Source organism: Kibdelosporangium persicum, from assembly GCF_013280595.1.
In the GTDB taxonomy this organism is placed as follows: Bacteria; Actinomycetota; Actinomycetes; order Mycobacteriales; family Pseudonocardiaceae; genus Kibdelosporangium; species Kibdelosporangium persicum.
This window is the reverse complement of the sequence record NZ_JAAATY010000008.1, coordinates 105,955-130,614: the sequence shown is the minus strand read 5'-3', so window position 1 is coordinate 130,614 and position 24,660 is coordinate 105,955. Positions and strand designations below refer to the sequence as shown.

Here is a 24,660-nt window from a genome sequence, read left to right as displayed (position 1 = left end):
CTCCTCGGCTCAGCCGGTCGCCTGGCCGGCCGTGTGGTGCTGGGCGCGAACGAGATCCTCGATCCTCGCCCGCAGGGACAGGAACCCGGGGGTGCGTTTGATCGCCAGGTCCCGCTCGGCGGGAAGGTCGACGGCGATGTCCGCGGCCACCCTGCCCGGCCCCGACTCCAGCACGACCACCCGCTGACCGAGGAAAACCGCCTCCTCGACGTCGTGCGTGACCATCAGCACGGTCGTCCCGGTATCCTGCCAGACCTGACGGATCAGCACCTGCATGTCCTCTTTGGTCTGCACGTCCAGCGCACCGAACGGTTCGTCGAGCAACAGCACCTCCGGTTCACAGGCCAGCGCCCGCGCGATCGCCACGCGTTGCTGCTGACCGCCGGAAAGCTGTCGTGGCAACGAGTTCCGCAGTTCCGACAGCCCGGTCTCGGCGAGGTACCAGTCGACCCGCCTGGCCCGCTCGGCCGGGCCGACCGGCAGCAACTCCAGTCCGAAAGCGACATTGCGTTCCACCGTCCGCCACGGGTAGAGGCTGTCCGCCTGCGGCACCAGGCCGCGATCCGGGCCGGGGCCGGTCACCGGGACTCCGTCCACAGTGATCCTGCCCGCGGTCGGGGTGTCCAGGCCGGCCACCAACGACAGCAGCGTGGACTTGCCCGATCCACTGGCACCGCAGACGCACAGGAAGTCACCGCGCGCCACTCGCAGGCTGATGCCGTCCAGTGCGAGCACGTCCCGGCCGCGTGCCTGGAACCGCTTGCCGACGTCCTGGATGTCCAGCAGAGCCGTGCCGGTCATGTCGCCCACCGCCCGATCCGGTTGCGCAGCAAGCGCAGCAGCATGTCGATGACCACACCGCAGATCCCGATCACGATCAGGATCGCGAAGATCTGGTCGGTCTCCAGGAACCGTTGCGACTGCATGATCCTGCGGCCCAGGCCGGTCGTGGAGACGACCACCTCGGCGACGACGACCAGGTTCCACGCGGCCGCGATGTTCACCCTGATCGCGTCGATGATGCCGGGCAACGAGTGCGGCATGATGACCTTGCGCAGCACTTCGTCACGCCGGGCGCCGAGCGTGTACGACACGTTGATCAGCTGGGCCGGAACGGACCGGACCACATCGGCGGTCATGAACGTGTTGAAGAAGACAGTCCCGAGGAACAGCACCCCGATCTTGGACTCCTCGTCGATGCCCAGCCAGATCATCATCAGCGGGATGAACGCGCTCGCCGGCAGGTACCGCACCATGCTCAGGAACGGTTCGAACAACGCCCGGCCCGCCATGAACGTGCCCATCGCGATGCCGACCGGCACCGAGACGAGCACGGCGAGACCGAACCCGTACACGATGCGCCGCAGCGTGTCCCACAGGTCGGTGAACAGCTGGCCGCTCTGGGCCATCTCCCAGCCCGCCTGCAGCGTGGCCACCGGGCCGGGCAGGAACGTGGGGGAGACCACCTGGGTCGCGCTCAGCACGACCCAGGCCAGCAACGGGATCACGAACGAAAGGACGGTCAGCGTCAGCTGAGCCTTGCGGGAGATCGGTTTGCGGATGCTCAGCAACGACGACGGCGGCTTGGCCGCGCCGCGTCGCGGAAGCGCGGTCCAGTCCTTGCGATCCTGCCGCGCCGACGCGGAGCCCGGACCCCGGCTCGCGCGTTCGGCTTCGAGGAACCGGCCGGCGGCCTGCTCCTCGCCGGGCCCCGGTTTCACCCCGGCGGGTTTCACTCCGGCACCGCCTTGACGAACGCGTCGTTGAACAGGCCGTCGAGGTTGGGGGTGTTCTTCGCCAGGCCGGTGCTCATCAGGAAGTCCGACGCCAGGCGGGCCTGGTGGTTCAGGTGCTGCGGGGTCGTGCCCGGGGTGAACGCGTCGATGTTCTGCTGGCGGGTGAAGATCGTCGTGCCCGAGTCGTAGGACTTGTAGTCCTCGACGCTGACACCGTTGCGCTTGGCCATGATTCCGACCGCCGCGTCACGGTTGTCCTTGATCCACGCCAGCGTCGCGAACCAGGTGTTCACCACGCCCTGCACGACCTGCGGGTTGTCCTTGACCAGGTCGGACTTGACCACGAGGTGGTCCGGGATGGCGCCGGGGAACTCGGCGGACGTGGCGATCGCCCGGCTGCCCGGCCGTTCGAGTGCCTTGGTGGTGAACGGGGCGAACGCGCCGACCGCGTCGACCCTGCCCGCGACGAACGCGGCGGCCGCCGCGTCGGTCACCAGCGGGACGAGCTCGATGTCCTTTTCGGACAGCTTCGCCTCGGCCAGCGCGAGCAGCAGCAGGTAGTGGTCCACGGTGCCCTGCTCGACCGCGACCTTCTTGCCCTTCAGATCGGCGACACCGGCGATGCCGTCCCGCGAGATGATCTTGTCGTTGCCGGTGGAGTTGTCGTTGACCAGCACCACGGTCTGCCTGGCGCCACCGCTGACCGACATCAGCGTGTCGTTGAGGGTCTGGCTGTTCGCGTCGATCGCGCCGGTGGCCAGCGCGTTGAGGCTGTCGGTGTAGCTGTCGAACCACTTCAGCTCGACCTCGACGCCGTTCTGGGCGAACAGGCCTTGCTCCTGCGCGACCTGCCACACGTTCCAGCCGGGCCAGGCCGAGAAACCGAGGGTGATCTTTCCGGACGCCGGCGAAGCGGTCGAGCCGGTGCAGCCGGACAGGCCTGCCACACCGAGCATTCCGACGGCGCAGAGGACCGCGGTCAGCAGACGGGTCAGGGGACGGGATCGCACAACGAACTCCTGGGGACGGGGTAGGGAGTCGGCGAATCGGGGACGGGGCCGGTATTCGGTTGTCAAGCGCTGCGTCAGTCGTGCCGGGACGTGCGGCCGCCGACGCCGATCCACCCGGGATCGTTCGGCGGCACAGGGAAAATGAGCGATGGGCCCGAGGCGGACACGATCACGTCGTGGTCGCGCCGGGTTCGAACGTCCTCACCGTACGGTGCTTTGAGGAACGTGCCGATGGCCGCGGAGCGCGGCGGTGTCGCGCGGGAGAACGTCGGAATCCGGTTGTCCGTGAGGGAATCCGTATCCGGCAGGCCGAAGGCAGGACCGTGTGCCGCCGCACGGACCCGTGCGGTCGCCGGTAACCGTGCCTCACGCTCCACGGCACCCCGAGCTGTCAGCCCGTAGTTGTCGCGCAACGGAGCGTCACCAGACCCGGTCATGCTGGTTTACCCTCCACACCGCTTGCCTCGCCGGCGAACGCAGTGGACTCTTCGCCGAAACCCGGTCGCTTCCCTCGTGAATACCTGGCGAACCGTGCGCAGAGTCCGAGTCCCTTCGCCTCCCGGCGGACAGCTTAGCGACCACCGCAAGTACCTGATCACTCATCCGTCCGGCGTTGATGTCGTGGCTGAGGGAATTTGCACCGATTTAACGTACGGAAAGACATTCGGACGGTTCCGGTTGCCGGGATGTCCCACCTGGGACTATGTGGGGCATGACCCATCCGCTGATCCTGTCACTGCATCATCCGGCTGCCGACCTGGCCTCCGTGGGCGGCAAAGGAGCCTCGTTGGCCCGTCTGGCGCAAGCGGGATTGCCTGTGCCGCAGGCTTTTTTCGTGACCACCAGCGCGTATCGCGATTTCGTATCAGCTAAAGGTCATACTATTCCTTCGGATGTCGTAACTCTGATCCGTTCGGCCTATGCCGGACTGTCCGGTTCGGTCGCTGTGCGTTCCTCGGCCACAGCGGAAGATCTGCCGGATCTTTCGTTCGCCGGTCAACATGACACGTTCCTCAACATCAGCGGAATCGAATCAGTACTCGACGCGATCCACCGTTGTTGGGCGTCACTGTGGACTGACCGAGCGGTTCACTACCGGGCTAGTAAAGGCTTGTCGTCGCCGGATATCGCGATGGCTGTCGTGGTGCAGGAAATAGTGCCGGCTTCGGCCGCGGGGGTGATGTTCACCGCCGACCCGACCACCGGTGTGCGGGACACGATCATGGTCAACGCGGCGTGGGGACTCGGCGAAGCCGTCGTCAGCGGTGACGTCACACCGGACACGTATGTCCTGACTGGAGACGTGCTGCGTACCGAAATCGCCGACAAGGCCGTGATGACCGTGCTGGTTCCCGGCGGCACCGCGACGGCACCGGTTCCGGCCGGGAAGCGCTCCCAGGCAGTGCTCTCCGCGGCGCGGGTCCGGGAACTCGCGGCGTTGGGCAGGCGGATCGAGGAGCTCTACGGCACGCCGATGGACATCGAGTGGGCGCTCCACAACGGACGGTTCGTGATCCTCCAGGCCCGGCCGATCACGACCCTGCCCGCCCGTGAGGTGTGGAACGACTCGCTGATCGGGGACTATCTGTGGACCTGTGCGAACCTGCGCGAAGCCGTGCCGAGCGTGATGACCCCGGCGACGTGGTGGCTGGCGCGGTCGCTGGCGGTGCCGTCGATCGGCGGGCACCCGACGTCCGGCAACATCGGCGGCCGGTTCTACCTGAACGTCAGTACGGCGATGGCCGTGATGACCGCGCTGGGACTCGGCGGCGCGGCACGGCGGATGGCCGGGCAGGTGTTCGGCCGGATTCCTGACGATGTGGTGATCCCGCCGTTGCCGATGTCCCGGTTGGCCGTCCTGCGTGCCACGGTGTCCGCGGCTGTCCGGGTCGCCCGGGACTTCCGCGCCTACCGCAGGAACCTGGACTCGCTTGTGGCCGCGAACCCGGCACGGTGTTCGGCACTGCGTGCCAGGATCGCCGCGGCATCGTCCACTTCGGAGCTGGCCAGGTTGTGGCGGTCCGACGTGGCGGACCTGTTGACGGCGTGCCGGACGTTCGACGCGGGTGCCCGTCAGGCCGGAGCCGCTCGCCTCGGCGTCCGGCTCGCCGAGCGGGCCGGGCCCTCGGACGCGGCGCTGCTGTTGTCCGGCCTGCACACGCCGGCGGATGAACTGGTCAGCCTGGGCCCGGTGATCGGCTTGGCACGGCTCAAGCGCGGCGAGATCACCGCGGAGCAGTACACCGAGGCCTGGGGACATCGCGGGCATGACGAGTTCGAGATCTCGGTGCCCAAACCGGGGGAGGACCCGGCGTGGATCAAACGCTTGCTCGACGGGATGACGTCGTCACCGGAAGAACTGCTCACTCGTCAGGCTTCCGCCCGTGCCGCGGCTTGGGAACGGTTGCGGGCCGCACATCCCCGCTCGGCTCCCCGCCTCGCCCGTCGACTGTCCCGCGCGGCGGCTTCGGCGCGTAAACGGGAACGTGCCCGGTCGGAGTTCGCGCGTTCCTTCTGGGTGTTCCGTGCGTTCGTGCTGCGAGCCGGCGAGCTGGTCGGCGAGGACCTGTTCTTCCTGCGCTTCCCGGAGATCATCGAGGTCCTGGACGGCGCCAAGGCGCCCTTGTCGTCGATTCCCGCCCGGAAGGCGGCTTACGAGCACTATTCGGCGCTTCCGCCGTACCCGACCTTGATCCGTGGCCGCTTCGATCCGGAGAACTGGTCCGCCGAGCCGGCCGAGTCCTCGGCGATCACCGGCTTTCCGGGGGTGCCCGGTGTGGTCGAGGGCGTGGCCCGTGTCGTGTCCACAGTGGAGGAAGGGGAGCTGCTGCGGGACGGCGAGATCCTGGTGACCACGGTGACCAACATCGGCTGGACCCCGCTGTTCCCTCGGGCCGCCGCCGTGGTCACCGACATCGGGGCGCCTCTGTCGCATGCCGCCATCGTGGCCCGCGAACTCGGCATTCCCGCCGTGGTGGGCTGCGGCAACGCTACCGCGGTGCTGTCCACAGGCGACCGTGTCCGGGTCGACGGCGGCAAGGGCACCGTCACAGTGATCGACTGACCGGGTGCTCCCGCCCCGGGCAACCGTGAGCTCCGGAGACAGGGTCCCTGATCAGGGCTTTTCGTCTCGACCACGTTCCGAGCCGATGTTCTACTTGACTAGTGTCTTAGTCAAGTAGAACACTTGCCGGGTGTCGGTAGTCGAGTTCCGGATTGACCGTGGCGCTGGGGTGCCCGCATACCTGCAGCTTGTCCGGCAAGTGCGGGAGGCGTTGCGGCTGGGCTGGCTCAAGCCTGGGGACCGGTTGCCGACCGTGCGGGAAGTGGTGCGTGCCAGCGGTGTCAATGCCAACACCGTGCTCAAGGCGTACCGCGAGCTGGAGCTTTCCGGGTTGGTGGAGGCGCGGCAGGGTTCGGGGACCTTCGTCAAGGCGTCGCTGGGGTCCGCCGACCCGCACATCATGGCGGAGTTGCGTGAACGGCTTGCCGGCTGGGTGAAGCAGGCGCACGCGGCCGGGCTTGAAGACGAGGACGTGCGAGCGCTGCTGCGGATCGTCCTCGCGGAAAGGGAGAAATGACTCTGCGCGTGCAGGGCCTGGGCAAACGGTATGGCGATTCCTGGGCGTTACGCGACTGTTCGTTCGAGCTCGAGCGGGGCAGGGTGACTGCGCTCGTCGGCGCGAACGGCGCGGGCAAGACGACCCTGCTGACGATGCTCGCGGGGGTCTTACGACCGGACGAGGGGACCGTTGAAGCCCGCGGCCGGATTTCCTTCGTCGCGCAGGACAAGCCGCTGTACGGGCATCTGGACGCCGGAGGGATGTTCCAGATCGCCAGGCGGCTCAACGACGTCTGGCACCAGCAGCGTGCGGAAAGCTGGGCCCGGCGGTTCGACGTGCCACTGGACCGCCGGTGCCGCAGGCTTTCCACCGGCCAGCAGACCCAGGTCGCGCTCGCCGTGGCACTGGGCTCCCGGCCTGATGTGCTGTTGCTCGACGAACCGCTGGCCAGCCTGGACCCGGTTGTCCGGCGGGACGTGATGAGGGAACTGCTCACCGAAGCGGCCGACACCGGGATGGCGTTGCTGATGTCCACCCACGTGGTCGCTGAGATCTCCGGCGTCGCCGACTCGTTGGTGTTGCTGCGGGGCGGGAAACTCGTGCTGTCCGGTGACCTGGACGAGCTCATGTCCAGTCATTCGAGGTATGTCGGGCCACCCGCGCGAACGCCGCCGGCCGGTGAGGTCGTGCACGCCAGCCACCACGAGCAACAGTCGGCGTTCCTGGTCAGGGGCGGCGATCGCCCAGGCGAACCGTGGGTCACCGAGCCGGTCACTGTGGAGGATCTGGTGCTGGCCCACCTGACCGGCGGAGGTGCGGCATGATCTCGTTGGGACTGCTGACGTTGCGCCAGCGGCGGTTCGCGGTCGCGGCGATCACCGCGATCGCGGCGCTGGCGTCGGTCGTCATTGTGGTACTGAACCACATGGTCGCCGCGACACCGCCGGATCTCGTGGGAGCCCGCCCGTGGCTGGCATACGGAGACCTGACGTGGGAGGTGCTCTACTTCCCCACGGGTTTCGGCGCGCTGGTCGCCGTCTTCGTCGGCGCACCGCTGGTCAGCCGCGAGTACGAGAACCGCACGCATGTCCTGGCCTGGAGCCAGGATGTCCGGCCGAGGCGCTGGCTGGCCGGGCACGTCCTGTTCCTCGCCGGGCTCGCGGTCCTGCTGTCGGTCCTGCTCAGCCTGCTGACGATCGATCTGCTCGGCACGCTTGAGCACGTCCTCGGTGCGCGTTACCCGATCGATCCGTTCGACGCCGAGTCGTTCGACGCGAGCGTTCCGGTCATGCTGGGGCACACGGTGTTCGGCTTCGCGCTGGGGTTGGCCTTCAGCGTGCTGACCAGAAACACCTTGCTGGCAATGGGTCTGACGCTCGTCGGCTTCGTCGGTACGCGGATGTTCGCCGCGGTCGTCCTGCGGGAGCACTACTTGCCGCCGATCCGTACCTGGCGTGCGGACTCGCCTGAACCGTACATCCCGCAAGTACCGGCAGACGGGCGCAGGGTGGACAGCGGCGTGGAGTTCGTCAACGGGGTGCGCGGGCATTTCGCCGAGTTCCAGACGGCGGACCGGTTGGGGACGTTCCAGCTGATCGAGACAGGGTTGTTCCTGCTTGTGGCGGCAGGTTTGCTCGGTTTCGCGTTCTGGTGGGTCGGCCGTCTGCGCCGGATCTGACCCCGGCATACTCCGGGAACAGCGGGGGCTGGATGAGCAAACGCGCTTCGCTTACATGGTCACGGCGTTGTTGAGCTGGCAGTCAAGATCACCGGCAGTAAGCTGGTTCCCGCCGCTGGACTGACGGCGTTCACAGCCCGAGAAGCTTCTGTTTGGCGGCGGCGAACTCGGCATCGGTGAGAATGCCGGACCGGTGCAGTTCACCGAGTTCCCGTAACCGCCGGAGCATGGCGTCCGGATCGTCGTCCGGACCCTTGCCCTCGACCTGGGCCGGAGCGGCCAACGGATGGGGAAGACGGTAAGTCACGGCCGCCGCGAGAAGCGCCGTGTGCCCGCCTTCCCGCTGAACGCCCCACGCCAGGCAGTTCCGGTCGTGTTCGGGCGCGGGCAGGCCCGACACGCCCTTGGTGCGGAACCGCAGGCAGCCGTAGCCGAAACCGCTCTGCGGATGCCACTCGACGGAGGCCACATCGGACAGTGTCAACTGGACAGGTCCGGCGGCCGACTTGCTCTCCTTCGCCATCCAGTTCCAGTCGAGCCGGATGTGCTCGCCGTCGAACGTCGCGGTCCCGTCCCCGGCCGTCGCCGCGATCGGCACGCCAGGCCCAGGCAACAGGTAACTCGTGACCGGAGTCGAAGGCACCTGGTTGACCATCAACGCGGTCCGCACCGACTCGGCGAAGTACTGGCTCGTCGCGGCCTGGTTCGCGTCGACCGCGAGCTGGTACGGGTCGGCGTTGTCCCCCAGCCTCCCGCCGGTGGCCTGCATCAGCGGGTCCGCGCCTTCCCGTACCCGCAGCCGCAACCGGCCGCCCTTCTTGCCGGGCTCGTACGAAACACCGGCGATCGCCGCCAACGGAACGGACACTTCCCCGATCGCCTGCCGCAGTTTGTGCACGCCCCGGCCGTGGCTCGGCACGATCCGCAGCGTTTCCAGGTCGAACGCCCACGTCCCGTCCCGCCCCAGTACCTCGTCCATGCCAAAACCCTGCCATGACTGGTCACCGGGTGCGGGTGTGGGTTGGCCTGCCGGCTTCGCCGGTGCGGTTCGTCGGTCCTGCCGTGACCAGCGGCGAACGGTCGGGAGCCATCACCGTGCGTGTTCAGTCGAAAGCGGGGTTGTGACCAGTGGTCTAGGCCATTAGCGTCACAGGCACCCTGCAGTCGACTGCTCTGGCGGCGCGGACCGGCGGCTGACGCCGGTTGCCAGGCTGTGCCCCAGAAGGGAGCCGTGATGGCTCGACGGTCACGTTTGCTCGGTATCGGCCTCGGCGTACTGCTGCTGGCCGCGCCCGTGCCCGCAACCGCGCAACCGGTCCAGGTCCAGGCCGACGTGTGCGCGGTGAAGTCCAAGCCCGCCGGAAAGGTGCTCCAAGGGTACTGGGAGAACTGGGACGGCGCCGCCAACGGCGTGCACCCGCCGCTGGGCTGGATTCCCATCACCGACGCGCGGATCAGGAACGCCGGGTACAACGTCATCAACGCGGCGTTCCCGGTGATCCGGTCCGACGGGACGGTGTTGTGGGAAGACGGCATGGACGCCACGGTGAAGGTCGCGACGCCAGCGGAGATGTGCGCGGCCAAGGCCGCGGGCGCGACGATCCTGATGTCCATCGGGGGTGCGACGGCCGGCATCGACCTCAGCTCTTCGGCCGTGGCGGACAGGTTCGTCGCCACGATCGTGCCGATCCTGAAGAGGTACAACTTCGACGGGATCGACATCGACATCGAGACCGGGCTTGTGGGCAGCGGCAACATAACCTCGCTGTCGCCGTCGCAGGCCAACCTGATCCGGATCATCGACGGCGTGCTGGCGCAGATGCCGTCCGACTTCGGCCTGACGATGGCGCCGGAGACCGCGTACGTCACCGGCGGCAGCGTGGTCTACGGCTCGATTTGGGGCGCGTACCTGCCGATCGTCAAGAAGTACGCGGACAACGGGCGGCTGTGGTGGCTGAACATGCAGTACTACAACGGAAGCATGTACGGCTGCTCCGGCGACTCCTATCAAGCCGGGACCGTGCAAGGGTTCCGCGCGCAGACCGACTGCCTCAACCGCGGCCTGGTCATCCAGGGCACCACGATCCGCGTGCCGTACGACAAGCAGGCGCCGGGCCTGCCCGCGCAACCGGGCGCGGGCGGTGGCTACATGTCGACAAATCTCGTCTCGCAGGCCTGGAGCGGGTACAACGGCGCCCTGAAGGGTCTGATGACCTGGTCCATCAACTGGGACGGGTCGAAGGGCTGGACGTTCGGCAACAACGTCAAGTCGCTGCAGGGCCGGTAGAACCGCGCTCAGGGCGCCTCGCCGGACGCCGGCGGGGCGCCCCGCCGCAGCAGGTACGTGTCCATGATCCAGCCTTTGCGTTCCCGGGCCTCGGCGCGCGCCGAGACGATCTCACCGGCCACCTCGGACAGTTTGCCGCTGATCAGGATCTCGTCCGGGGTGCCGATGTACGCACCCCAGTAGATCTCCGCGTCCTGGGAAACGTGCTCGGTGAAGGCGGTCCGCGCGTCGAGCATCACCACGACGTCGTCCACGTCGTCCGGCCACTGTTCGGAAAGCCTGCGCCCGGTGGTGATCTGCACCGGCCTGCCCACCTGGTTGAGCGGCACCCTGTGCCGGGCGACGAGCGCGGACACGCTGCTGATGCCGGGAATCACCTCGATGCCGAGTTCGAACCCGCGCGCGGCGATGTCGTCGAGAATCGCCAGCGTGCTGTCGTACAGCGTCGGATCGCCCCAGACCAGGAACGCGCCGGTCTGGCCGTCGGCCAGCTCGGTGCTGATCATCTCCTGGCAGACGTCCGCGCGGCGCTTGCGCCAGTCGTCCACGGCCTGAACGTACGCGTCGGTCGTCCGGTCACGGTCCGGATCACGGCCGTAGACCACCCGGTAGCCGGAGTCGGGGGCGTAACGCCGCAGGATCTCCTGCCGCAGGTCGACCAGTTCCTGCTTGACCTCGCCCTTGTCCAGGACGAAGAACACGTCGACGGCACGCAGCGCGGTGACCGCCTGCATGGTGATGTGCTCCGGGTCGCCCGCCCCGATGCCGATTACCAGGATCCTGCGCATGGCCCCAGTCTCCCTTATCCCAGCTCACCCCTCGTGAGTGTTTGTGAGTGTTCTAACCCTGATAAACACTCACGAGGGGTGACCTGGGGTTACTACGGCAGGATGGCGTCCACGTAGCCACCGTCCACTCGCACCGCGCCGCCGGTGGTCGCCGAGGCGAGCGGGGAGCTCAGGTACACCACCATGTTCGCGATCTCCGCCGGCTCGATCAGCCGCTGCAGCAACGACTGCGGCCGGTGCAGGCGCATGAACTCCCGCTGCGCCTCGTCCCACGGCAGGCTCTTGTCGACAAGTTGGTACACGAAGTCCTCGACCCCGCCGGTGTGCGTCGGCCCGGCGATCACCGAGTTCACCGTCACCCCGCTGCCCGCGGCGCTCTTGGCGAAACCCCGTGACACACCGAGCAAAGCCGTTTTGGACACGCCGTAGTGGATCATCTCGGCCGGGGTGACGATGGCCGAGTCGCTGGCGATGTACTGGATCCGGCCCCAGCCGCGCGTCATCATGCCGGGCAGGTACGCCCTGGTCAGCCGGACCGCGGCCAGCACGTTCACCTCGAAGTAGCGGCGCCATTCGTCGTCGGTGATCTCCAGCGGCTGCTGGGCGCCGAAGATCCCCAGGTTGTTGACCAGGATGTCCACATCGGGCACGGCGGCGAGCACCTGCCGGGCGCCTTCGTCGGTCGAGACGTCCCCCGGCGCGGCCACGAAGCCGTCGCCCTCGAGCCCGTCGATCGCGGCCCGCACGCCCGGCGCGCTCCGGCCGTTGATCGCCACCCGCGCCCCGGCCGAGGCCAGTCCCGCCGCGATGGCCGTGCCGATGCCCTGGGTCGAGCCGGTGACCAGCGCCGTCCTGCCGGAAAGATCCAATCGCATGCCGAAGTCTCCTTGTGAGGGTCCCGTGGACCATCATCCGGCAGGCAACCTGATCACGCAGTGCGACGTCTGTACCGGGCATGGAGGGGAGAAACCTGGCGTGGCCCGGCTGTTTCAACGTCCGTGACCTGGGCGGGCTGGCCACGACCGACGGGAATCGCACCCGGATGAAGGCCGTCGTACGCGCCGACGCGCCGGACAAACTGACCGAGCAGGGGTGGGCGGCCTTGCGTGCGTACGGCATCCGAACCATCGTGGACCTGCGGAATCCCGCCGAGCGCGACAAGATGCCGGACCTGGACGACATCGACGTGGTCAATGTGCCGATGGATCCGGTCGACGACGTGGAGTTCTGGACGGAATGGGGCAACGGCCTGCACGGCACCGCGTTGTATTTCCAGCCGTACTTGGAAAGATGCCCGCATCTGCCATGGGCCGTGTTGCGGGCCGTCACCCATGCCCGGCCTGGGGGTGTGCTGATCAACTGCGCGGCGGGGAGGGACCGTACCGGGTTGGTGGCGCTGCTGTTGCTGGCGTTGGCGGGCGTGCCCGGCGAGGTGATCGCCGACGACTACGAGGCCAGTTTCCCCAGGCTGTCGGTGATGGCGCAGACCCTCGGCATCGAGGACTACGAGCCCCTCACCAAGGCGATGGTGGCCCAGCGTGGCACGACCACGCGTGCGCTCGTGCTGGAAACCGTGCGATCGCTGGACTTCACGCGGTACGTGAGCCCGGACGACCTGCTCGTGCTGCGCGATCGTCTGGTAGGAGCCGACTAGGCCGTGTTTCAAGTGCCCGATCGCGATAGCCGGGCCGGATGCGGCCCCTGACGCCACCGCGGGACCGCCCAAAGACAACCAGTATTCGCGGCGATCCCGCGGCGACGCCAGGAACCGCCCCACCGAGCCGATTCCGGCCTCCGGCCGGGGCAGACTCTCATCGACCGGGACATTCGAAACACGACCTAGGGCGAATTGTCTTGCGTTGGTGGGCATGATGTCTCGTATGACCCACCAGGCGATCATTCTGCTGACGGGAATCCAGGCGGCGGGCAAGTCGACCATCGCGCAGTTGCTGGCCGAGCGGCTTGACCGGTCCGTGCACGTGCGGGGTGACTCGTTCCGGCGCATGATCGTCAACGGTCGTGCGGACATGACGCCCGATCCGCCGGACGAGGCGTGGCGGCAACTCCGGTTGCGGTACAGGCTGACCGCGATGACGTGCGAAGAGTACTTCCGGGAAGGGTTCACGGTGGTGGCTCAGGACGTCATCCTCGGCGAACCGCTCGGCGAGATGGTCCGGATGATCAAGCAGCGGCCCTTGTTCGTCGTCGTGCTCGCGCCGCGGCCGGAGGCTGTTCTCGCCAGGGAAACCGGCAGGTCCAAGGCGGACACGTACGACCGGTGGACGATCGAGTCGCTGGACAGGGGCCTGCGGGAGGACACCCCGAGGATCGGGTTGTGGCTGGACACGTCCGACCAGACGCCCGAGCAGACGGTGACCGAGATTCTCAGTCGCGTGTGGACAGAAGCCGCCGTCGACTGAACCGCCAGATCAGCACGACGATCGCGGCGAAGAACAGCATCATCGCCATGCACAGCAGCTGACCTGGCTCCGGCGGCACGCCGTTGCCGGGCAGCGGCACGACCGCGGCGGCCGTGGCGACGGCCAGTCCGGCCGCGCCGCCGACGTTCTGGAAGGTCGTCAGCATCCCGGCCGCCGTGCCGTGGTGTACGGGTTCGACCGCGTCCACCGCCATGATCGTCGACGCCGGGTAGCACAGCGCGATGCTGACGCCGATGACGATGAACGCGGGCAGAAGCCCTGCGGCGTAAGGCAATCCCATGCCTGCCGTGCCCAGGTAGCCCAATGCCGCCACGATCATCGACATGCCCGCGGTCAGCACTTTCCGCGCGCCGAACCTGGTCACCAGGCGTGCGCCGAACATCGTGGCGATCGCGTTGCTGACGCTCTGCGGCACGAGCGCGAGGCCGGCCTCGAACGCGCTGTGGTCGGCCTGCAAGGCAAGGCTGGCCAGGTACATCGACGTGGTCAGGGCCGAGAAGACCCCGGCCAGCGCGAAGGAGCCGCTCAGCACGCCGGCGGATCTCGTGACCTCCGCCGGAAACAGGCGCCGTCCGCCCAGACCCAGCGCGACCGCGACGGCCAGCTGCGCCGTCGTGCCCCACCACGGCGCCTGGCCGACGTCGCCGATGGCGTGCACCGCCAGCATCATCGCGACGGTGACCGCGATCGCGGCGAACGGATCGACCCGTCCGCCGGAGGCGGGAGACCGCTCGATCGTCTGGCCGACCACGAGCATGGCCGCGACCACCGGCAGGTACACGAGGAAACTGGCGCGCCATCCCAGTTCGGTGACCACGAACGCGGGCAGCACGAGGCCGAGCGAGAATCCGACCGCGCCCATCGCGGCGTACAAGCCCATTGCCTGGTTACGCGTCCGTCCCGGCGGCAGGCCCGCGATGATCAACGCCACCGCCGCCGGCGCGCTCAACGCGGCACCCGCGCCCTGTGCGAACCTGCCGACGACCAGCCACAATCCGGACATCGCGGCGGCGCAGAGTACGCATCCGAGCCCGAACAGCGCCACACCCAGCAGGAAGACCGTGCGGCCGCCCCGCGTGTCGACCCATCTCCCGGCCAGCGGCAACAGCCCGGCGTACGCGATCAGGAACGCCCCGACGACGAGTTGCAGCAACGCCGGGGACAGCCGGAAATGGGACTCGAGTGCACCGATCTGCACGTTGATGCTGGACGAGCTCATCCCTTCGAGCAGCAGCACCGCGCAGATGAAAGCGATCCGCCACCACGAGGTGACGCGCTCGGCCACAGTCACCCCCCGTGATCGGCTGTGACCGAGTTTATCCGGTCAGTAGCCGCGGTGGGGTGGATAGCCGTAAGGCGGCGGCTGTTGCTGGTACTGCCGCGGTGGATAAGGCTGCTGGTACTGGGCTGACGGGTGGTGGGCCGGTGGGTGGTGGGCCGGCACCGGCGGGGGAGCGGGCTGGTGCACGGGCAACACCGACACCAGCGAGGCCAGTCTGCCCAGCGTCTCGACGATGTCGTCGGGCTTGGTCCGGCTGAAGATCGGGTGGTCGACGTAGATCAGCTCGTTGCCGGCCAATGACCAGTTGTGCAGTTTGAGCTGCCGCATCGTGCTCATCACCGGTGGGGTGAGGACCTGCATGGCCGCGTGCGGGTCGGTGTTGATCAGCTTGTACCAGCGGTTGAACTTGCGGTCCGGTGTCGGCGGCTCCGGGTACTGCTCGGTGTCGAACGCCGAATCGACGCTCGACACGATCTGGAAGGGCGGCATCGCGGCAGGCAACGTGATCACCCAGACGCTGTCGATGGTGATCGTGTCCAGCTCGTTGACCTTCTTGTTCGTCCACCGGGTGTGCACGCTGGTGACGGTCGGGCGCCGGTGGAAGTCGAAGACGGTGAACGGCATGCCCTGGTAGTTGCCCTGCACGACGCCGAACGCCATCCGCTTGTCCCCGCGCTGGTTGAACGGCAGCACCTGCCACCGCTCCAGCAGGCTCGGCACGTCCGCCCAGAACTGCCAGCCGTAGCCGGTCGCCATCTGGTAGCGCTCGTAGTTCGTCGCCTCGATGCGCTTGGCCTCGTTCGTGTCCACCGGTCATGCCCCCAGGTCGATCTTCGCAGGGCATGACCGTAGCTCACGGCGGGAGAACACGCTCAGACGTCTGCGCGAACGGCACAAGCTGGCCCTGACCGGCACGTCGTCGAGCAACGGCCGGCCGATGGCGAAGACCGCGGACGACCACTGCACGACGTTCACGGGCCGGATCGCCACCGACCGGTATGTGTCACGGTGACACGTCCGCCGCCGCGTCCGGTGGTATTCCTAGAGGGCTGGCCCTTCGACCGTAGGGTGACGCCATCAGATGCACCGGTATCCGACCCACCAGTCCGTGATCGCTTTCGATGTCGAGGGTTTCAGCGATCCGTACCGCGACGACAGCGCCCAAGCGGCCATCAGGTCCGCGGTGTACCGGCTGGTGCAGGAGTCGTTCGCGTCGGCGGGCATCCCGTGGGACGCGTGCCTGCACGAGGACCGTGGTGACGGTGCCATCGTGGTCGTCCCGCCCGAGATCTCCAAGGTGCTGTTGCTCGACCCACTGCTCAGTGCGTTGTGCGCGTCGCTGGTCGACTACAACCGGGACACGCGGCTGGCTGAGCGAATCCGGCTGCGGCTCGCGGTGCACGCGGGCGAGATCACGACCGACGAGCACGGTCTTTCCGGCACTGACGTCGTGGTCGTCTGCCGGTTGCTCGACGCGGAGGAGTTGAAGGTCGCGCTCCGCCACTCGCCGGTTCCGCTGGCCGCGATCGTGTCCGACGGCGTCTACGACGGCATTGTCCGTCACCGGTTCAGGAACATCGATCCCGCCGCGTATCACCCGGTGTCCATCAAGGTGAAGCGGACAAGCCTGCACGCGTGGATCCATCTGCCCGCGACCAGCACCCCGCCGGTGATCGAACGCCGGCAGGACCGCCAGGACTCACCCAGCCAGTTGCGCCCCGACGTCCCGACCTTCGTCAACCGTGAACGCGAACTGCGTGCCCTGGACCACGCGGGACGCGACGGCAGGCTCGTGGTGCTGGTCGGGCCGCCAGGTGTCGGCAAGACCGCCTTCGCCCTGCACTGGGCCCACCGCGTGCGGACCAGGTACGACGGCGGCCAGTTCTACGCCGACCTGGGCGGGCCGGGCAGGCCCGTCGCGCTGGCCGAGGTGCTCGGCCGATTCCTGCGGGCGCTGGGAGTCGCCCCGCAACGGGTCCCGGTCGATCCCGACGAACAGGCCACCATGTTCCGGTCGCTCACCGCGGGCCGCAGGCTGCTGGTGCTGCTGGACAACGTCGCGTCCGCGGAGCAGGTCCGTGCTCTGCTGCCCGCTTCGCCGTCCGCCGTGACGCTCGTGACGAGCCGCTCCCGGCTCGGTGGTCTGATCTCGCAGGGAGCGCGGTTCGTCACGCTGGACAGGCTGGGTGTCTGGGCCGGGGTGGAGTTGTTGACCCGCGCGGTCGGCGTCGGCCGGATCAAGGCCGAACCCGGCCCCGCGCGTGAGCTGGTGGTGTTGTGCGGCGGGTTGCCGATCGCGCTGTGCGTCGCGGCGGCCCGGCTGGCCACACGTCCTCAATGGACGGTAGAGAAGGTGGTGGCGGACCTGGTCGACGAACGGCGCAGGCTCGCCCGGCTGAGTCTTGACGACGACCTGTCGGTGAAGGCGGTGTTCGACGTGTCCTATCAGGCGCTTTCCCCCTCCGCGGCCCGGTTGTACCGGTTGCTCGGGCTGCATCCCGGGCCGGACTTCGGCACCGGGGTCGCGGCCGCGGTCCTGGCGACGTCCCGTGCCGAAGCCGACCGCCTGATCGACGAGTTGCTGACGGCCAGCCTGATCGAGGAGGTCGAACCGGACCGTTGCCGGTTCCACGACCTGATCCGGTTGCACGCGCTGTCCGCGGCCCAGGACGAGGAGTCCGAAAGGGACCGCTCGATCGGCACTCGCCGGATGATGGACTGGTATCTGAGCGTCGCGACCGAGGCCGGGCGCTTCGTGACACCGCACCGCAGAGGCCTGCGGCGGGACGTCGAACACGTCCCCGTCGACCAGGTCACGTTCGCGGGCCACACGGAAGCCCTGGAGTGGCTGGACCGCGAACGCCTCAACCTGTTCGCCGCGGCCCGCGCGGCGTACGACCAAGGCATGCCGGCCATGGCGTGGCAGCTCGCCGACGCCATGTGGGGCTTGCACTTGTACCGTACGCACTATCACGACTGGATGCGGTTCGACCTGCTGGCGGTCGAGGCGACGCGGGGCGGGCCGGACCGTGCGGCGGAAGCCGAGGCCGAGGACCGGCTGGGCCTGCTGTTCCACGCACTGGGCCGCAACGAGGAAGCCCTGGAGCACATGGCCAGGGCAGCCGATATCTGGCGTGAACTGGGCGAGCGGCAACGAATCGCCAGTTCGACCGAACGGTTCGGGTTCGCCTACCTCGACCAGGGCAGAGCGGAACTGGCCATCGACCACTTCACCAGGGCCCTGGTCGGCTACCGGGAAGCCGGTGAACAACGAAGCGCGGGCCTCGCCCTGATCAGCATCGGCCGCGCGCTGATCGAATCCGGCCGGTTCAGCGAAGCCGTGGCCCCGCTCCGGGAGGCCCGTGCCGAACTGGGCACGCTGCCGGTCGCCGACCCGTACAACCACGCCCGTGCCCTGCTTGCGCTGGGACGCGCGGAAACCGGGCTCGGCGACTGGAGCGCGGCCAAGGAGCACCTCGACGAAACCCTTGCCCGGATGCGTGAAGTCCGGTCGCCCTTGGGCGAGGCCGACGCGCTGTGGGCACTCGGCGAACTGTTCGAGAAGACCGGCGACCGTGCCGCGGCGCGCGAGTTCTACCAGCGCACCGAGGCGCTGCTGGCCGGCCTCGGCAATCCCGGCGTGGACCGGGTCCGCGCCCAGCTGGCCTCGCTCGGGCCGTCCTGATCTCACCACCCTTCCGGCAACGCGCCGAACGGCACGGCATCGACGCGTGGCGCTGTGTCCGGTTCGGACAGTTTGAGAAGCCGGTACAGGGCTTTGCGGACGACTCTCGCGGACTGCCCGCGTACCGACGAGATCTGTCCCAGTGCGATTCGCTGCTGGGTCTCCCGGACGGCGTAGGCCTCGGCCAGTTGCCCGAGCAGCGGCTTGGCGGCGTCCAGCCTCGGGCTGTGCCGTGCGAGGTCGTTGATCGGGGAGCGGTCGGACATCTCGTCCCTGGCGAAATGGCTGAGCAGTACGGGAATTCCCGCTCCCGCCGCGTACGGGGTGAGGGATGTGTGGTCGCTGACGAGCACATCCGCGGCGGCGAGCACGGCACGCCAATCCACTGCCGGGCCGAGCAGTGTCATGCCCGCCTCAACGGCGTCACGCAGGTACGAGCGGACGGACCGGATACCGTGTTCGGCCCATACCGCCGGGTGCATGGTCATGACCACCCGGTGGTCGGCTGGCAGCTCGTGCGTCAGCCGTTCGGGCAGCGCCGGGAATCGCGACAGCAGGGATTCCGGACCCCAAGTACTGGAGACGGCGACCAGTTTCTGGTTTCGCCCGACCCGGAAGTCGTGACGGTAACGCTCCCGCAGCGGCAGGCTGGCCAGTAACCGGTCGAAGGCGATGTCGCCGCCGACGAGTGCGGCGTGCGCGGCTTCGGGACACTGGCCGGCCAGCACGGTGAACTGATCGATGTGGGACAGGACCAAGGCGGCGAACACGGGTTTGCCGTCCCTGTCGAGCAACGACTGCCGGTCGAGCCCGTAGACCGGCGGGTCGTCGTTGGTTCGCCAGAACCAGGCCGGATACCGCTTGTTGTAGCCGCAGCCGTGCGGTGCGGCGAACCTGTTCTTGGCGTCGAGGAACTCGACCTCGTGCAGGCTGGTGCAGACAGCGAGGTCGTACGAGCGCTTCTTGGCCTCCGGCCAAGGAATCGGCTCGATGCCAAGGCGGTCGAGCATCCTGGTCACACCGCTGCCGAGACGGTCGGGAACGACTGTCCATTCGATACAGATCCGGCGATCGCCCTCCATCAACTCGATGTAGTCGACCAAGCGGTGTGCCGATGCGGCATTGTGGGCGACCGCGCAGACGGTCTTTTCGCTACGGAACGTCCCCCAACCGGGGAGTCGTTGCTCGGAGTCCTCAATCATGGCCGGACACCGGAGGTCCGCTGGCCGTTCGGTACGCGCTGACCCGCACTTGGACGTGAACCGGCCTCGGATCCAGCCGGCAAGGCGCAACCATCAGGTGAAGTTCATGAGGAAGGGCTGCGCACGGGCAGCCCGATGCGCTAGACATGTCGGGCAACCTTCCAATGTTTACCTAATCTGACGCGGATGGTTGTGAAGTGCCGCGGGCGGCCTCTGGTGACGCAGAGGTCGTCCGCACTGGTGTCAGGATCCTGTCGTCGCGGCGGCTCCCTTCTTCGCGGGCTTGCCACCCGGGATCGTCGCGAGGATTTCGTCGAGGATCGAATCGGTCTCCGACTTCGGTGAAGCCAGCGCCTCGAGATCGAAGAACGTCGCGACGAAGCCACTGGCCCGCTCGGGGTTGTTCTGGATCAGTTCGTCGCCGTGCGCGTGTTCCACCAGCACCACGTAGTCCTGGTCCTGCGGGAACTCCAGGACGCCGAAAGAACCCTTCATCCCCAGGTACGCGCCGATGTCGAACCGTGCGATCTGGATGCTCACGTGCGGGTGGTTGTTGAGCTCCTTGAGCTTGAGCAGTTGCTCCCGCATCACTTCGGGGCCGCCGACCCATCGGCGGACGACGGCTTCGTCGAGGATGAAGAACAGTTCGGGCGGGTCGGCCTGGTCAAGCAACTCCTGCCGCTTGAGCCGGACATCGACGTTCAGGCTGATCCGGTCCACCGGGGTGTTGAACGACTCGAGGATCGCTGTCGCATAGGCGCGGGTCTGGAGCACACCGGGGATCGTCAACGCGGCGAACGTCCTGATCAGCTTGGCCGACTGTTCGTAACCGATGAACCTGATGAACTCGGGCGTGAACCGGTCCCGGTACTGGTCCCACCACGCCGACTGCCTGCTGATCCTGGCGACCTCCACGAGTTCGTCGACGCGCTGTTCCTCGACCCCGTAATGGCGAAGCAGGGCGATGAGGTCCGTCTTGGAGATGCCGACGCCGCCCGTCTCAATGCGAATGATCTTGGACGTGGACCATTCCAGGGCATCGGCCACCTCCTTCTGGGTCATCCGCGCGTCATCCCTGATTCGCCGCAGCTCAGCACGCAAACGACGCTGTTGGACTACAGGGTTGTCCCCCTGGGCCATGAATATCCTCACTTCCTCGGGGTCGAGGTGGCGAATCGACGGCTGGCTTGACGCCGACTGTCAATGTGACACACATTACTCCGCATGCTACCGTAATGCCACATGGCAGATTGGGAGGTTGTAACCAGATACCAAGCGCGAAGTTATGAGGCGTCACGCCACCTGCGACCGGATGGTCGGCATGTTTGTGTTGCCCCGCGGCACGATAGCGACGCGAGGCTTGGTCTGCTTGAGCTCAGATCTGCCGCAAAAGCGTTTGCCACGTGGCAAAACGCAGGCGCAGCCGACGGCCGCCGTGATCCTTCGAGTCCCGGACCAGGATTGACGTGTCGTCGTGAGCGACTTCAACGCAGTTTGTGTTGTCGCCGCCGCTCGCCGAGCTTTTCACCCAGACGTGGCCCTTGGAGTCCACCTCAACGACGGTCGGTCGCCTGTCGTGTCCCACTGTGCCCTCCCATGCTTCGGCACCAGCGCCCGGTCGGCGCCTGTGGCATGGACGGGCCGGATGAGCGCACGGCGAGCCCACAGTGCGGCGCAAGAGCGCGCGCAACTCCCGCCCCGGTCCGGTCCTCAGCGTATGCACCGTTCGTGATTCGCAGTACCGCCGAAGAGGGGCAGAGCACTTAACGGGCAAGGCTTTCCGGTAAGCGATCCGCACGCTCCACTGTGGACTGGTCAGGAGCTGGCCAAATCGTGGCCAACGGATTCCGGCTCAGCGGAAGTCGCCGGCGTGGGCCTGGGCCCAGTGCTCGAAGGTCCGCGCGGGCCTGCCGGTGATCCGCGGGACGGTGGGGTGGACGGTGGATTCGTCGAGTGTCCCGTCGACGTAGAAGTTGACGAAGGCCTCGACGTACTCCGCGGGCATCTCGGCTTCCAGTTCGGCCCGGGTCTCCTCGTCCGAGAGTTCCACGGCGCGCAGATCCCGGCCGAGCACCGAGGCGAGCACGGCGACCTGTGCCGAGGGCAGCAACGCCTCCGGACCGGTCAACTCGTAGATCTGACCTTCGTGCCCCGGCTGCACCATGGCGACGGCGGCCACGGCGGCGATGTCGAACGGATCGATGCACGCGGCCCGGACGTGAGGGAACCGCAGCCGGATCGTGTCGCCCGTGCGCAACTGCGGCAGCCAGCGCAGAGCGTTGGACATGAACGCCCTCGGCCGCAGGAATGTCCACGGGACACTGGACCGGCGGACGTCCCGTTCGGACAACGCCAGGTAGCGCGAGACGGCGTTGTCCATGTCCTCCAACGCGGCGGATCCACCGGACAACAACACGATCCGCTGCACGCCGGCCTCGCGTGCCCGGCTGAGCAAGCCCGGCATGTCGGCGTAGCCGGGCATCAGGAACATGCCTTCCACGTCCCGCAGAGCGGTGCCCATGCTGGCCGGGTCGTTCAGGTCGCCGACAACCGGCACCGCGCCTTCCGGTACCACCGCGTCCGGCTTGCGCACCAAGGCCCGTACGGGCGCGCCCGACTCGACCAAGGCTCTGACCAACTCCGTGCCGACGTTGCCGGTCGCGCCGGTGACAAGGAACATCGCATCTCCCCAGATGAAGGACCCCGGAGGAGAAGTTCTATCGTGCACAAAGGCCCAGGTCAACGATCTGACCTGGGCCTTGGAGTGCGCCGCCAGGGACTCGAACCCCGAACCCGCTGGTTAAGAGCCAGCTGCTCTGCCAGTTGAGCTAGCGGCGCTCGCGAGGTCTCCCTTGCGAACGAGGAAAACCTTAGCATGGGCCTGCCGGTGGCCCGAAATCGGACCCCCGGTTGATCGACACCCCCAGCTGGCGGGCAGAATTGGTGCGTTCGGGCCAAGCTGGGGTCGGGGGATTCAGGTCCGGGTATCCGAAGTGTCGACGGGCTGACGGTAGAGGTGTCTTGATGCGACGATCTATTGTGGCGATCGCCACAGCCTTAGCTGTCCTGTCGGTCGCCGGCTGCTCCTCAGGCGATTCCCCTTCGCCGCAGCCGACCGACGGCGCGCCGGCGCCCGCGGGCCAGACGTCCAGCGCTTCGCCCGCGCCGCAGCCGAAACCGATCGCGATGAGCGTCACGCCCGCGGACAAGGCGGCCGGCGTCGCGCCGGGCGACCCGATCACGGTCACCGCCGCCGACGGCAAGCTCACCCAGGTCTCCGTGACCAATCAGGACGGTAAGGCGGTCAGCGGCACACTGAGCCCGGACGGCCTGAAGTGGGAGTCGTCCGAGCCGCTCGGCTACAGCAAGTCGTACACCGTCAACGCGGCGGGAACGGGCACCGACGGCAAGCCGTCGACCATCACCTCGTCGTTCACGACGGTCAAGCCCGGCAAGCAGATCGGCCTCTCGATGATCCCGCAGGACGGCCAGACGGTCGGGGTCGGGCAGCCGCTGGCGTTCTACTTCTCCGGCAACGTGGCGGACAAGGCCGCGGCGGAGAAGGCGCTGAGGATCACCGCCGAACCGGCGACCGAGGGCGCGTTCCACTGGTTCCGGGACAACGAGGTGCACTGGCGTCCCAAGGAGTACTGGAAGTCCGGGACGAAGATCACGGTGAACGCCGCGATCTACGGCAAGGCACTCGGCCCCGGTGTGTTCGGCAAGGAGGACCGCAAGGCCGCGATCACCATCGGCAACAAGGTCGTCGCGGTCGCCGACGGCGCCACGAAGCAGATGACGGTGTCGGTGAACGACCAGGTCGTGAAGACCATCCCGATCTCGCTGGGCAAGCCCAAGCACGAGACGCCGAACGGCATCTACACCGTGATGTCCGAGCAGCAGAACTACACCATGGACTCGGGCACGTACGGCGTCCCGGCCGACTCGCCGGGCGGCTACCGCACGAAGGTGGAGGTGGCGAGCCGGTTATCGAACAGCGGCATCTTCTACCACTCGGCGCCGTGGTCGCTCAAGCAGCAGGGCAACAGCAACGTCAGCCACGGCTGCATCAACATGTCGACCGAGAACGCCCGGTGGATGCAGGAGATCGGCAACAAGGGCGACATCTTCGAGGTCCGCAACTCCGGCGGCAAGCCGTTGCAGGCCTGGGACGGGCTGTCCGACTGGCAGTTGTCCTGGGACGAGTACAAGAAGGGCGGCAAGAAGTAGCTTCTTGTCTTCGAGGCCCCGGGCTTTCTGTCCGGGGCCTTTCTTTGTCCTTGCGCTTGGCGGCGCCGGGCTGGGATTTCTTTGCCCTTCGTTGCGCCGGGGTTGGTGTCTTCGGCTTGCGTTGCGCCGGGGGTTGGTGTCTTCGGCTGGCGTTGAGGGTTGGGCTCTCAAGAAGGTGTCCTCGCCGGACGGGCAGGCCACCAAGAGGAGAGGGGGCCGCACTCCCTTCCTCCCGTCCGGCCTGCCAAAGGCAACCATGGCCGTCAAGGGGATCGGTTTGGCTTCCAGCCTGGTCTTTTCGCGTGGGCCGACCCCTTGACCCCCATGGTTGGACTGCGTCCAGGCCAGACGGGAGGAAGGGAGCACGAAGACCACCCACGCGCTACCGCGCACCTCACGGCGGCGATCCGTATGACTACCGCCCGGGGCCGGTCCGCGTAGCCGGATCACCGCCCCCGCGGCCTCCCCCACCTTCCACTCTTGCCCACCACCCCCGGCACGTGCTTCAGGCGTACCAACCCCAGCCCCAACTCGCCCAAAAGAAAAGGCGCCGGAGGCGCCTCGCGGCAAAGCCGCGCAGCTGGTTCAGCTGAAAGGTAACCAGCGCTGGAAGGTAAGGAGCACGCACGTGGGGGTCTGGGGGCTCGGCCCCCAGAACAAAACCGAACCCCAAAGCGGCGCAGCGTCAGCTGCGCACACTTCGGGGATTGGGGTGAGTGACGGGACTCGAACCCGCGACTTCCTGGACCACAACCAGG

23 protein-coding genes and 1 tRNA gene are annotated in these 24,660 nt (G+C 67.6%); 10 read left to right on the top strand and 14 right to left on the bottom strand.

Features of this window, described 5'->3' with window-relative positions; genetic code table 11:
* Nucleotides 1-9: 9 nt before the first annotated feature.
* From GC106_RS16690 to GC106_RS16675, 4 genes are all read right to left on the bottom strand, one after another.
* Complete coding sequence (locus GC106_RS16690; RefSeq protein ID WP_173131009.1) at nt 10-801, bottom strand: ABC transporter ATP-binding protein; 792 nt, start codon at nt 799-801, stop codon at nt 10-12.
* Nucleotides 798-1,736, bottom strand: coding sequence for an ABC transporter permease (locus GC106_RS47810; RefSeq protein WP_173131006.1), 939 nt, complete (start codon nt 1,734-1,736; stop codon nt 798-800). Before GC106_RS47810 ends, GC106_RS16690 begins: the two co-directional genes overlap by 4 nt.
* Nucleotides 1,733-2,746 (bottom strand): ABC transporter substrate-binding protein, encoded by a 1,014-nt coding sequence (locus GC106_RS16680; RefSeq protein ID WP_312872690.1) that lies wholly within the window; start codon nt 2,744-2,746, stop codon nt 1,733-1,735. The genes GC106_RS47810 and GC106_RS16680 overlap by 4 nt, the downstream gene beginning before the upstream one ends.
* Before the next feature lie 74 nt (nt 2,747-2,820).
* A complete protein-coding gene (locus tag GC106_RS16675; RefSeq protein WP_173131003.1) occupies nt 2,821-3,183 on the bottom strand; it encodes a hypothetical protein in 363 nt (120 codons plus the stop codon).
* A gap of 266 nt (nt 3,184-3,449) precedes the next feature.
* Here GC106_RS16675 and GC106_RS16670 point away from each other — a divergent pair, with 266 nt between their 5' ends.
* The 4 genes from GC106_RS16670 (at nt 3,450) to GC106_RS16655 (ending at nt 7,987) form a co-directional block, all read left to right on the top strand.
* Nucleotides 3,450-5,810, top strand: a complete 2,361-nt coding sequence (locus GC106_RS16670; protein WP_312872689.1) for a PEP/pyruvate-binding domain-containing protein — start codon at nt 3,450-3,452, stop codon at nt 5,808-5,810.
* 130 nt (nt 5,811-5,940) lie between these two features.
* Nucleotides 5,941-6,327 (top strand): GntR family transcriptional regulator, encoded by a 387-nt coding sequence (locus GC106_RS16665; RefSeq protein WP_173130997.1) that lies wholly within the window; start codon nt 5,941-5,943, stop codon nt 6,325-6,327.
* Nucleotides 6,324-7,133 (top strand): ABC transporter ATP-binding protein, encoded by an 810-nt coding sequence (locus GC106_RS16660; protein WP_173130994.1) that lies wholly within the window; start codon nt 6,324-6,326, stop codon nt 7,131-7,133. Before GC106_RS16665 ends, GC106_RS16660 begins: the two co-directional genes overlap by 4 nt.
* A complete protein-coding gene (locus tag GC106_RS16655; RefSeq protein WP_173130991.1) occupies nt 7,130-7,987 on the top strand; it encodes an ABC-2 membrane transporter-related protein in 858 nt (285 codons plus the stop codon). Before GC106_RS16660 ends, GC106_RS16655 begins: the two co-directional genes overlap by 4 nt.
* Nucleotides 7,988-8,117: 130 nt before the next feature.
* On the opposite strand, the gene GC106_RS16650 is transcribed toward GC106_RS16655, so the two are convergent.
* Nucleotides 8,118-8,966, bottom strand: a complete 849-nt coding sequence (locus GC106_RS16650) for a DUF4429 domain-containing protein (protein WP_173130988.1) — start codon at nt 8,964-8,966, stop codon at nt 8,118-8,120.
* 255 nt (nt 8,967-9,221) lie between these two features.
* Between GC106_RS16650 and GC106_RS16645 the strand changes: the two genes are divergently transcribed.
* Entirely contained in the window at nt 9,222-10,274 is a 1,053-nt protein-coding gene (locus GC106_RS16645) for a chitinase (RefSeq protein WP_173130985.1), read from the top strand.
* An 8-nt stretch (nt 10,275-10,282) separates the two neighbouring features.
* On the opposite strand, the gene cobF is transcribed toward GC106_RS16645, so the two are convergent.
* Complete coding sequence (gene cobF / locus GC106_RS16640) at nt 10,283-11,062, bottom strand: precorrin-6A synthase (deacetylating) (RefSeq protein WP_173130982.1); 780 nt, start codon at nt 11,060-11,062, stop codon at nt 10,283-10,285.
* Nucleotides 11,063-11,154: 92 nt separating this feature from the next.
* Entirely contained in the window at nt 11,155-11,937 is a 783-nt protein-coding gene (locus GC106_RS16635; RefSeq protein ID WP_173130979.1) for an SDR family NAD(P)-dependent oxidoreductase, read from the bottom strand.
* A gap of 80 nt (nt 11,938-12,017) precedes the next feature.
* Here GC106_RS16635 and GC106_RS16630 point away from each other — a divergent pair, with 80 nt between their 5' ends.
* Together GC106_RS16630 and GC106_RS16625 are read left to right on the top strand one after the other, a co-directional pair.
* Nucleotides 12,018-12,716 (top strand): tyrosine-protein phosphatase, encoded by a 699-nt coding sequence (locus GC106_RS16630; RefSeq protein WP_173130975.1) that lies wholly within the window; start codon nt 12,018-12,020, stop codon nt 12,714-12,716.
* A 226-nt stretch (nt 12,717-12,942) separates the two neighbouring features.
* Complete coding sequence (locus GC106_RS16625; RefSeq protein WP_246365947.1) at nt 12,943-13,482, top strand: AAA family ATPase; 540 nt, start codon at nt 12,943-12,945, stop codon at nt 13,480-13,482.
* Here GC106_RS16625 and GC106_RS16620 read toward each other — a convergent pair.
* Together GC106_RS16620 and GC106_RS16615 are read right to left on the bottom strand one after the other, a co-directional pair.
* Entirely contained in the window at nt 13,448-14,788 is a 1,341-nt protein-coding gene (locus GC106_RS16620) for an MFS transporter (RefSeq protein ID WP_173130970.1), read from the bottom strand. The two genes, GC106_RS16625 and GC106_RS16620, sit on opposite strands and share 35 nt — an antisense overlap.
* A gap of 39 nt (nt 14,789-14,827) precedes the next feature.
* Nucleotides 14,828-15,595 (bottom strand): hypothetical protein, encoded by a 768-nt coding sequence (locus GC106_RS16615; protein ID WP_173130967.1) that lies wholly within the window; start codon nt 15,593-15,595, stop codon nt 14,828-14,830.
* On the opposite strand from GC106_RS16615, the gene GC106_RS16610 reads away from it, so the two are divergent.
* On the top strand, nt 15,570-15,797 hold the full coding sequence (locus GC106_RS16610; protein ID WP_173130965.1) for a hypothetical protein: 228 nt from the start codon (nt 15,570-15,572) through the stop codon (nt 15,795-15,797). The genes GC106_RS16615 and GC106_RS16610 overlap by 26 nt on opposite strands.
* Nucleotides 15,798-15,866: 69 nt before the next feature.
* Nucleotides 15,867-18,470, top strand: a complete 2,604-nt coding sequence (locus GC106_RS16605) for an ATP-binding protein (RefSeq protein WP_173130962.1) — start codon at nt 15,867-15,869, stop codon at nt 18,468-18,470.
* A gap of 2 nt (nt 18,471-18,472) precedes the next feature.
* Here the strand turns inward: GC106_RS16605 and GC106_RS16600 are convergent, their stop codons facing one another.
* The 5 genes from GC106_RS16600 to GC106_RS16580 form a co-directional block, all read right to left on the bottom strand.
* Entirely contained in the window at nt 18,473-19,672 is a 1,200-nt protein-coding gene (locus GC106_RS16600) for a CDP-glycerol glycerophosphotransferase family protein (RefSeq protein WP_173130959.1), read from the bottom strand.
* A 243-nt stretch (nt 19,673-19,915) separates the two neighbouring features.
* Complete coding sequence (locus tag GC106_RS16595; protein WP_281368515.1) at nt 19,916-20,812, bottom strand: helix-turn-helix domain-containing protein; 897 nt, start codon at nt 20,810-20,812, stop codon at nt 19,916-19,918.
* Nucleotides 20,813-21,047: 235 nt separating this feature from the next.
* Nucleotides 21,048-21,224, bottom strand: a complete 177-nt coding sequence (locus GC106_RS47805; RefSeq protein WP_173130953.1) for a DUF397 domain-containing protein — start codon at nt 21,222-21,224, stop codon at nt 21,048-21,050.
* A 300-nt stretch (nt 21,225-21,524) separates the two neighbouring features.
* A complete protein-coding gene (locus GC106_RS16585; RefSeq protein WP_173130950.1) occupies nt 21,525-22,352 on the bottom strand; it encodes an NmrA family NAD(P)-binding protein in 828 nt (275 codons plus the stop codon).
* A gap of 85 nt (nt 22,353-22,437) precedes the next feature.
* Nucleotides 22,438-22,510, bottom strand: a tRNA-Lys gene (locus tag GC106_RS16580).
* 186 nt (nt 22,511-22,696) lie between these two features.
* Between GC106_RS16580 and GC106_RS16575 the strand changes: the two genes are divergently transcribed.
* Complete coding sequence (locus tag GC106_RS16575; protein ID WP_173130947.1) at nt 22,697-23,902, top strand: L,D-transpeptidase; 1,206 nt, start codon at nt 22,697-22,699, stop codon at nt 23,900-23,902.
* Nucleotides 23,903-24,660 lie beyond the last annotated feature (758 nt).